Here is an 8924-nt window from a genome sequence, read left to right on the forward strand (position 1 = left end):
CACCTTCCCAACCAACAGAGTCTTTCGCCACACGCGATGGGCACGGCACCAAGGCCGTCGCCCGCCCAACGGTTGCGGGCTTGCCTTTGCCCATCCTACAGACTCGGGTAAACGACCCCGGTAGCCGTGTGTCACACGTAGGATGGGCAAAGCGGAGCGTGCCCATCTTTGAACGGTTACCCCGCACCTTCCCAACCAACAGACCCTTTCACCATACGCGATGGGCACGGCACCAAGACCGTCATCATCCCAAAGGTTTCGGGCTTGCCTTTGCCCATCCTACAGAGCTCGGGTTTAACATGACTCCGGTCGCCGTGTGCCACACGTAGGATGGGCAAAGCGAAGCGTGCCCATCTTTTCCTGGTTACGCCGCACCTTCCCAACCAACAGAATCCTCCGCCACACGCGATGGGCACGGCGCCAAGGCCGTCGCCCGCCCAACGGTTACGGGCTTGCCTTTGCCCATCCTACAGAGCTCGGGTTAACGACCCGGTAGCCGTGTGACACACGTAGGATGGGCAAAGCGGAGCGTGCCCATCGTTGCCCGGTTAACCCACACCTTCCCAACCAACAGAATCTTTCGCCATATGCGATGGGCACGGCACCAAGGCCGTCGCCCGCCCAACGGTTACGGGCTTGCCTTTGCCCATCCTACAGAGCCTCGGGTTAACGACCCCGGTAGCCGTGTGCCACACGTAGGATGGGCAAAGCGAAGCGTGCCCATCGTTGCATTTGCTTTTATTAGAGCTTGCCTCAGCCCTATGTCCCCTTTATACTTACCCATAACAGAGGAGATCCCGACTCCCTTCGCTACCAATTTCAGCACCTTTCCCACTGCCACAATCTCCCCTTTTCCTTTCAAACCCAGACCTTTTTGCAGAACCTACGTTTTTTCCAAACATAGACGTTAAGTCAACGGCAACCGGCCTTCCATCCAGTACCGGATGCCCCCTCACCCCAAGCGTAAGGAGTCTTCCATGAAGCCCATCATCGTCTTTTTCGCCTGCCTCCTTGTCGTACTGGCATTCCCTTTTCAATCCGCAGTCGCCGCTGAAAAACCCAACATCCTTGTAATCTTTACCGATGACGTGGGGTGGTCCAATATCGGGGCTTACCACCAGGGGCTCATGAGCGGTCGCACCCCCAACATCGATAAGCTCGCAGCCCAGGGCATGCGATTCACCGATTACTATGCTCAGCCCACCTGCACGGCCGGGAGATCGGCGTTTATCACCGGCCAATTTCCCGTGCGAACGGGCATGCATACCGTGGGGCTTCCCGGGGATCCTGTGGGGCTCAAACCGGAGACCCCTACCCTGCCTGAGCTTCTCAAGCTTCAAGGATACGTCACCGGTCAGTTCGGCAAAAACCACCTAGGGGATCGCGATGAGTTCCTTCCCACAAAACATGGTTTTGATGAATTCTGGGGCTGGCTCTACCATCTGAACGGCATGGAATACACGTCGGACCCGGAGTGGCCCGACAGCCCCGAAGCCAAAGCCTTTGAGCCGAGAAATGCCATCCACGCCTGGGCAACCTCCAAGGGGAAACAGAAAATCGAAGACGACGGGCCAATTCCCCCCAAACGCATGGAGACCCTGGACGATGAGGTGAACAAACACGCCCTGGCCTTCATTGAAAAAGCCGTGGCTGACAAGAAACCCTTTTTTACCTGGTACTGTCCCTCACGGGCTCATGTGTGGTCCTACTTCTCTGAAAAATATGAAAAAATGCTTGGGACCAACGGCTGGGGTATGCAGGAAGTGGTCATGAAAGATCTGGACGACCACGTTGGGGAAGTACTGGATCGCCTGGACAAGCTGGGGGTTGCCGACAACACCATTGTTATCTTTACAGCAGACAACGGACCGGAGATCATGACCTGGCCCGACGGTGGCATGACCCCCTTCCACGGCGAAAAGGGTACCACCTGGGAGGGTGGCGTGCGGGTGCCCATGATCATCCGCTGGCCCGGCAAGATCAAAGCGGGCGTGGTAAACAACGGGCTTTTTGACGGCATGGATTTTCTCCCGACCCTGGTTGCTGCTGCGGGGGGACCAAAGGATCTGAAAAAGAAGCTGCTCAAAGGGTACAAAGGCCAGAAAGCCCACCTGGATGGGTACAACCAGATGGACCTTCTCACCGGCAAGGGCCCATCCAAACGAAAAGAGATCATCTACTACGAGCGCACCACCCTCCAGGCTGTTCGCTACGGGGACTGGAAAGCGCATTTCATTGTTCAACGCGGAGGATGGTTCGGGGCCAAAGAGAGGCTGGGTGCTCCCCTTCTTTTTAACCTTCGGCAGGATCCTTACGAGCGGGCTGCCGATGAGTCCGGCATGTACATCAACTGGATGGGTAAAAAGATGTGGGCCTTCGGCCCGGCCCAACGCCTGGTTCAAAAGCACCTTGCAACCTTTGAGGAGTGGCCCCCGGCAAGTGCAAGCGCAACGAAAAACAGCGATGAGCTTAAGTCTTTTATGGAAGGAGATCAGGGCATGGGCCAGTGATCAAAGCAAGATAAACCCAGTTCCTTGATTTTTTTGGCCGCTTTTGCCATAAAAGCGGCCAAAATGCGTTTGGAAGCCAAACGTTTGCAATCGACAAGCCTCCTTCTGTATATACCCCTTACAAGAAAACCTTCGAATGTAAGCCCACCTCAACCAGACCCGCATGGAGATTAACATGATTTTATCCGGAAAAGAGATTGAATCGAGGCTCAACGGCGACATTTGTATCGACCCCTTTGATAAAAAGAGGATAAATCCAAATAGTTACAATTTGACATTGCACGATGAGCTGTTGATCTACACCGACCCGGTCCTTGACATGAAAAAAGAGCACAGCACCGAAAACATCACCATTCCAGCCGAGGGGCTCATCCTGGAACCCCACCGGCTGTACTTGGGCCGGACCGTCGAATACACAGAAACCAGCAATCTGGTCCCGATGCTCGAAGGCCGCTCCTCCATCGGACGGCTCGGCCTGTTTGTTCATGTGACGGCAGGTTTCGGCGATGTCGGGTTCAAAGGGTTTTGGACGTTGGAGATATTCTGCATCCAGCCCATCAGGATTTATTCCGGTGTCGAGGTCTGTCAGATCTATTACCACACCCTTGAAGGCTCCCATGAAACCTATTCCAGCGGGAAGTATCAGGGCAACAAGGGCATTCAACCCAGTTTGCTGTACCGGGATTTCAAAAAGTAGGAAATACTTTTTATCCCCTCTTTCTCGTTGTTATTCAGGTGCGTCAATGCACTATCACGCCCTTTCGCATGGGACCTTGCTGTCCCTTGACGCAAGGGTAAAAAACTGAGATCATTGAGGTTATCAAACGGATAACTCTCTTATTTCTCTCCTCTTTGCCTTTCATACAAAGCACCCTCACTACCCCGGCGAGCTGAATGCTCCCATCTTCTGAGTTATCAGAGCTTCAAGGTAAACAACTACATCCGCAGTTCCAACGCATCGCACAAGCTGTGACAGGAGGAAACACGATGAGAAAACAGCTTCTTTTCGCATGCCTTTTTCTCGGGATGGTCAGCTCCGTGGCCGCCGACACCCTTGTCCAGACGTCAGGTGGATTTATAAACGGGTTCGGCATGATCGGATCCTATGATCCGAAGTACGACGCCCTGTTCTTCCCCGCAGGTCGGAATTACAAATTTTTTGTGGAAAGAGACACCTCCATCACTGCGTATCCTCACAGGGTCTGGGCCGATGTTACCTTTGGCGACCTGACGGACCCACACCGCATGGCCATCACATTCCAGGGCTCGGATTTCGATCAGATGCACTTGAGCGGCTGGAAGCGCACCTTGCAGTGCAGCCATTTTGAGATCAACAACGCCGACGTCGATTCCGGAGCCATCCAGCTGTTGTTTTATGGGGCCGACAACCGCCTCACACTGAACAACTCGACCATGGATTTCACCATACGAAGCCCAGGGTTTATCGCCACAGCCCCCATGGCCCTTCATATCGGCAGCGGGACCAACAAGATCACGGGCATGCAGCGGCTGTATGCACCGCAAACCTTCAACCTTGACATTGACCCCGGGGCATCCCTGGAATTTTTCTACTCCGGCTCGCTGTCAGCAACCTATGACGACGAGCGCCTCTACTTTCATTCGCCCGTCAGCGGCACCATCAACGGAGGGGCGCTTACCTTTACCTACAGCAACGCGTATTTCAACTCCACGGACCAGTTCCGGCTGATAAACGGGGCTCAACTTGAGCTCAAGGGATCCCGGACATCGTTGGAGCTGGAGAAACTTTACGTGGAAGACAGCCATGTGGCTGTCGGGGGCAACACAAGCCTCCAGATGAACGATGAGCTGACCGTTAAAAATTCAACACTTAATTTCGGGTCCGGTGGGCACCTTACCACAGACATTGTTATTGTAACGGACGGGGCCGTGACCCTGGGTGGCTCCGGCATAGACTCGGGGATTCGCGGCAAAAGCATCATCGACCTGAACCACAACGGCGCCACCACCCAGTACACGCAAAACAATATCTCGGACGCTGTATACAGCCATGTGTTCATCGATGCCGGTTCATCCATAACGCTCAACGACTCCATGCTGACGGTACTGGACCAGCTCCACCTGCACGGCCATGCCGATATCACTATCAACAGCCAGGGTGTTCTGCGCCTGTTTGGCGGGGTCGACTCCAGAAGCTCTTTGGTGGACCTGTCCATTGCCTCCGGCGGGCAAATGAATGTCTACAAAACAGCGGCGTTTTATCACAACGCTTCGTCCAACATCACAAACAACGGGTGCATCGGTGTTTTCGGCGAATACCATGCCCACGGGACCCTTGCCGGGACCGGTAGCCTCACTGTGTATGATGACGGCCTTCTCTGGGTGGGCCCCTCCTACACCAGCCTGCACTCTGCAACAATCAATAACCAGCTGGCTTTTGGACCGTCAGAACCCCTTATTCGGTCCACCGGCGGCAAGTTTTGGGCGACCCTTGATGTCAACGGCGGCGTGGCGGCCAACGATGTTCTGCATTACGGAGACGGCGACGTGGATCTCACCACCATCGGAGAGGTGAAGGTGGCCACATTAAAGCCATTGACAGCCAGCGCCATGGACAGCAAAGAGTTTACGCTCATTGCCAGCAACGGCGGTGCAGGGACCCTGCAGACCGGCTCCAACCTTCCCCTTGTGGAGGACGGCACCATCCCTGCGCTGATCGATTTTACCGTGGGAGACAAAAACACAAACGGAAAGCCGGATCTCACCCTGACAGCTGCCAGGCAACCGGTCTCGACCCTGACGACCCACCCTGCAATCCAGACGGCCAACCACTCCGGTTCCGCTAATCTGCTGGTCAATGCCAGCCTGGCAGGTAACGCCACCATCAATCAGGCCCTGGACGCCCTCACCAACGCGCAAGTAGCCAGTCACATGGACTCCATCCATGCAGAGCCCTACTCCTCCTACATGACGGTGGCCCTGGAGCATATGGATATGACCATGAACACGGTCTTAAACCATGCCTTCCAAGGCAGCCGCATTGCAACCGGCCAAGGCCTGGAGACCAGTGACGTCACCACCCGCAAACGATTCTGGGCCGATGCCGGTTATGTGCGTGGTGACATCGACGGAGACAACGGCCTCGGCGATTTCAATTACGACTTATTCGGCCTGGTTGTGGGCACGGATCTTACGCAGAGTGAGGACGCCGCCTTAGGCGTGTATCTTTCGTATGGAACCCAGAAGATGGATGAGCATGATGCCGCCAGGCAGGATTTTGAGAGCGATATCTACCAGCTCGGCGCGTACCTGAACAAAAAGACGGCCTCACGCATCGATATCAGTGGATTGATCGGGTATGCCTACGGACGCCACAACTCCGAGCGATCTGTGACCCTGGGCAACACCACAGACACGCCCGAAGCAGATTTTGACAGCCACAGCCTCTACGCCGGGCTCAAGGCTCGCCTGCCCTGGCAACCAACCGATTGGGTAACCCTCTCCCCTGAACTTGGCCTTCTCTACGCCTATTATTATCAGGAATCGTTCACTGAATCAGGCAACCCGGACCTCAGCCTGCAGGTGGACTCAGCCGATGCCCAGTCCATTGTCACCTCTGCCGGAGTCCAGGCACGGTTTAAGAGCATCACAAGCCAAATGGGTCTCCATCCCCTTGCTTTCGTGGGCTATGAGCACGACTGGTATGCCAATAATAACAGCCACCACACCATTGACGCCGCCCTGGCATCCCACCCGGAAACCACCCTGCCCTTTGTCGGACAAAATCGCGGCGAGCATGTGCTGATCACGGGCCTCGGCCTTGAAACCGACCTCTCAAGCGCCTTGCAGATAAGCGGTGGAGGCATGTATGCCCTCACAAGCAACGGGTACGAGTGGGGGGCGGGGGTGAATGTGGCGTATAGATGGTAAAAACCGGCGGTGATAATGATCCATATTTGAGCGTCGAGTAACGATGACGTGTTTTGATGAGGTAATAAAAAAGGGGACGTCGCTTTGATGCGATGTTCCCTTTTAAATTTTTAGGGGTCGGGGTGGGAGGATTCGAATCCCTCTTCCTGCTATAAATATATCATAAATACAGCATGTTGATTTCACGCACACACGTTTTACACATACTTTTAAAAAAATCTACTTATATTCACCACGTGACAAAAAAATGGAAATCAAGGGCCTCCTGACCAATATGTTGCTGGTGTACGTCTATGGCTTTTGTATTGATGTGTTTGGTTTGGGGCGACCGTGGTTGATGTCTAATCGATGAACAACAGATTCCACAAGGCTTATTTTTATTATAACAAGACCTCCTTTTGGTTTTCGGTGCCAATCTCCGACTGCCTGGAAATTATCAAGGGCTCTTGCGGTCTCTGTCGCGATTTATCGGAAAGGCCTACCTTTCAAGAAGTTGGGGATCCATATGCGGGAGCTGACCCAGGAAAAACCTGAGCAGCAGCTCTTTTTTGATAAAGTAGATCGGGGCCGGTCTTCTGCCCTCCTAATCCATGGAGGCGGTGAATGTCAAGATGGGACGCCGTACCGTGAGTTATGCACCATCCGGAGTCTCCACTGACCTTTCAGCGCCCAAGGCATGGCGCACTCAATTCAACCACAAGTTCCCCTCCTACACCACTCGATGGGAACAGCTTCTTCGAGTGACTTGAACCCTTCCTCCTGTCCCAGTTTACATTTTCAATATTTACATTCCGTGTCATTTATATCCTCCCTTGCAATTATGGTCATCAAGGAGTAAGAATTTAGTTGCGTGATGATAAATCATTGATATAGCATTGAGTAACCAGTCAACAGAGATTGCCGTCATTTATGTCCGTTTTTACCAGTGAGAGGGTATTATGGGACAAAATTGTCTGATAATAATTGCTAAGCCCTTGTCGTAATAACCAAGACATGGATATTTGAATGAGCCTAATATTTGCTAAGAAAAATAAGGTCGGTAATATCTGTATTGTAAGTGATACTAGACTAAATTACGACCCAGGTCGTAAGCTGCCAACTTACTCGGATTATCAAAAAAATGGTGGATTAAAGCTGTTTTTAGTTGATAACAGAAAAGTTGCTATTGCATTTGCTGGTTTGAGCTCTGAGGCCCAAGATGCCTTTGATACGATAGACCTTGAATATTTTGAAATTCATAAAGTATTGGCTACATTAAAACAAAGTAGTTCTTCTCATAATACAGACTACTTGGTCTTTACCGCTCTTGATAAAGTAATTTACAAAATTTCAGATGGTGAAATAACTCAACCAAGTTATGCATATATTGGAGACTTCGATGGATATCAATTGCTGACAAAAAAAATTGATCTTTCTTCAGATATAAATGAGTTAGAGTCTGCTATGAATATGGTAATTTCTGATTCAAATATAAAAACTGTTGGTGGCTACTGCATTTCTGTAGTTTTAGAGGGGGGGCTGTTTCGATATGTTAATAGACATTACTTTTCCCAATTTAAAGGTCGTATCAAACTTTCTACAACTCCCACAACAATACCCCTAGTCTCATATCCTGCCAACGATACTTATTCATACACATGGACAGGTGATGAAAATGGCTTCGCATTCTATTTTTATGAAGCAAAGTTAGGTCTTGTATATTTGCCGTTGAGAATTTATCCGGTTAAAACATCCACACAAGTTGGATTTGATGATTTTGATAAACAATTGAGCCAATATAACTTAAAATTACCAGTTCGAATAAGCTCAACATGTGAAGAAGAAACATTAATTGAATTTTCCTATGAACTTTATAAAGAAGCTCAGTACCAGCGTTGTATTGACAAAATTAGCTCTCTTGGTCAAAGAATTAAAGTAAATCCAAAGGTGTATTTTCAAGCTAATTATTTATTAGGTTGTTGTTATAAAGAACTGGGTATCGAAAACGAAAAACAAAACATAACCGAAGCTATAAAGTTGTTAGAAAAATCAAACGAATATTTCAACATACTGACGATGCATTATGAGCCTGAGTTTAGTGTTTTAATTAATAAAGGGATTGCTTCTAATTATCTTGGGTATATGACAGAAAAATTATCTTTCAAAAAAGCATACTTTGAAAATGCAGTTAATGATTTCACCTTGTCAATAGCACTTGATAGTAAAAAAACTATCCCATATCAAAATCGGGCTGCTGCAAATTATGAATTGTTAAGATTTTGCCAAAGCAAACAAGATTTATCTGAATTGGCCGGACAAATTGTTGAAGACTGTGATTTAGCCCTTCATATCGATCAAAATTTACAACTTGCAGCTAACCTGAAAATGCATGTATTGGCAATGCTGGCTTAACATTAAGGATTGCTCGTGACCGAAGGTCACATCAATCCTTTGTTCAAGAAGCCCGGTTTTCGGTACTCGATGGTCTTATAGGGTATTGCTTTTCAGCAAACAGGCGGGAGCCCA

Annotated in this window: 5 protein-coding genes; all 5 read left to right on the plus strand. The window is 50.4% G+C overall.

The features are described from left to right. Nucleotides 1-977: 977 nt before the first annotated feature. The 5 genes from MSL71_RS22035 to MSL71_RS22055 all read left to right on the plus strand — a co-directional run bounded on the left by MSL71_RS22035 (nt 978) and on the right by MSL71_RS22055 (nt 8810). A complete protein-coding gene (locus tag MSL71_RS22035) occupies nt 978-2510 on the plus strand; it encodes an arylsulfatase (RefSeq protein WP_180145002.1) in 1533 nt (510 codons plus the stop codon). 175 nt (nt 2511-2685) lie between these two features. Beyond that, on the plus strand, nt 2686-3207 hold the full coding sequence (dcd, locus tag MSL71_RS22040; protein ID WP_180145005.1) for a dCTP deaminase: 522 nt from the start codon (nt 2686-2688) through the stop codon (nt 3205-3207). Nucleotides 3208-3497: 290 nt separating this feature from the next. Continuing rightward, entirely contained in the window at nt 3498-6419 is a 2922-nt protein-coding gene (locus tag MSL71_RS22045; RefSeq protein ID WP_180145008.1) for an autotransporter family protein, read from the plus strand. 590 nt (nt 6420-7009) lie between these two features. Next, nucleotides 7010-7168, plus strand: a complete 159-nt coding sequence (locus MSL71_RS26985) for a DUF4113 domain-containing protein (RefSeq protein ID WP_425484453.1) — start codon at nt 7010-7012, stop codon at nt 7166-7168. Between the two features lie 256 nt (nt 7169-7424). After that, complete coding sequence (locus MSL71_RS22055; protein ID WP_180145014.1) at nt 7425-8810, plus strand: hypothetical protein; 1386 nt, start codon at nt 7425-7427, stop codon at nt 8808-8810. Nucleotides 8811-8924: the final 114 nt, after the last annotated feature.

Source organism: Desulfoluna butyratoxydans (assembly GCF_900699765.1).
In the GTDB taxonomy this organism is placed as follows: domain Bacteria; phylum Desulfobacterota; class Desulfobacteria; order Desulfobacterales; family Desulfolunaceae; genus Desulfoluna; species Desulfoluna butyratoxydans.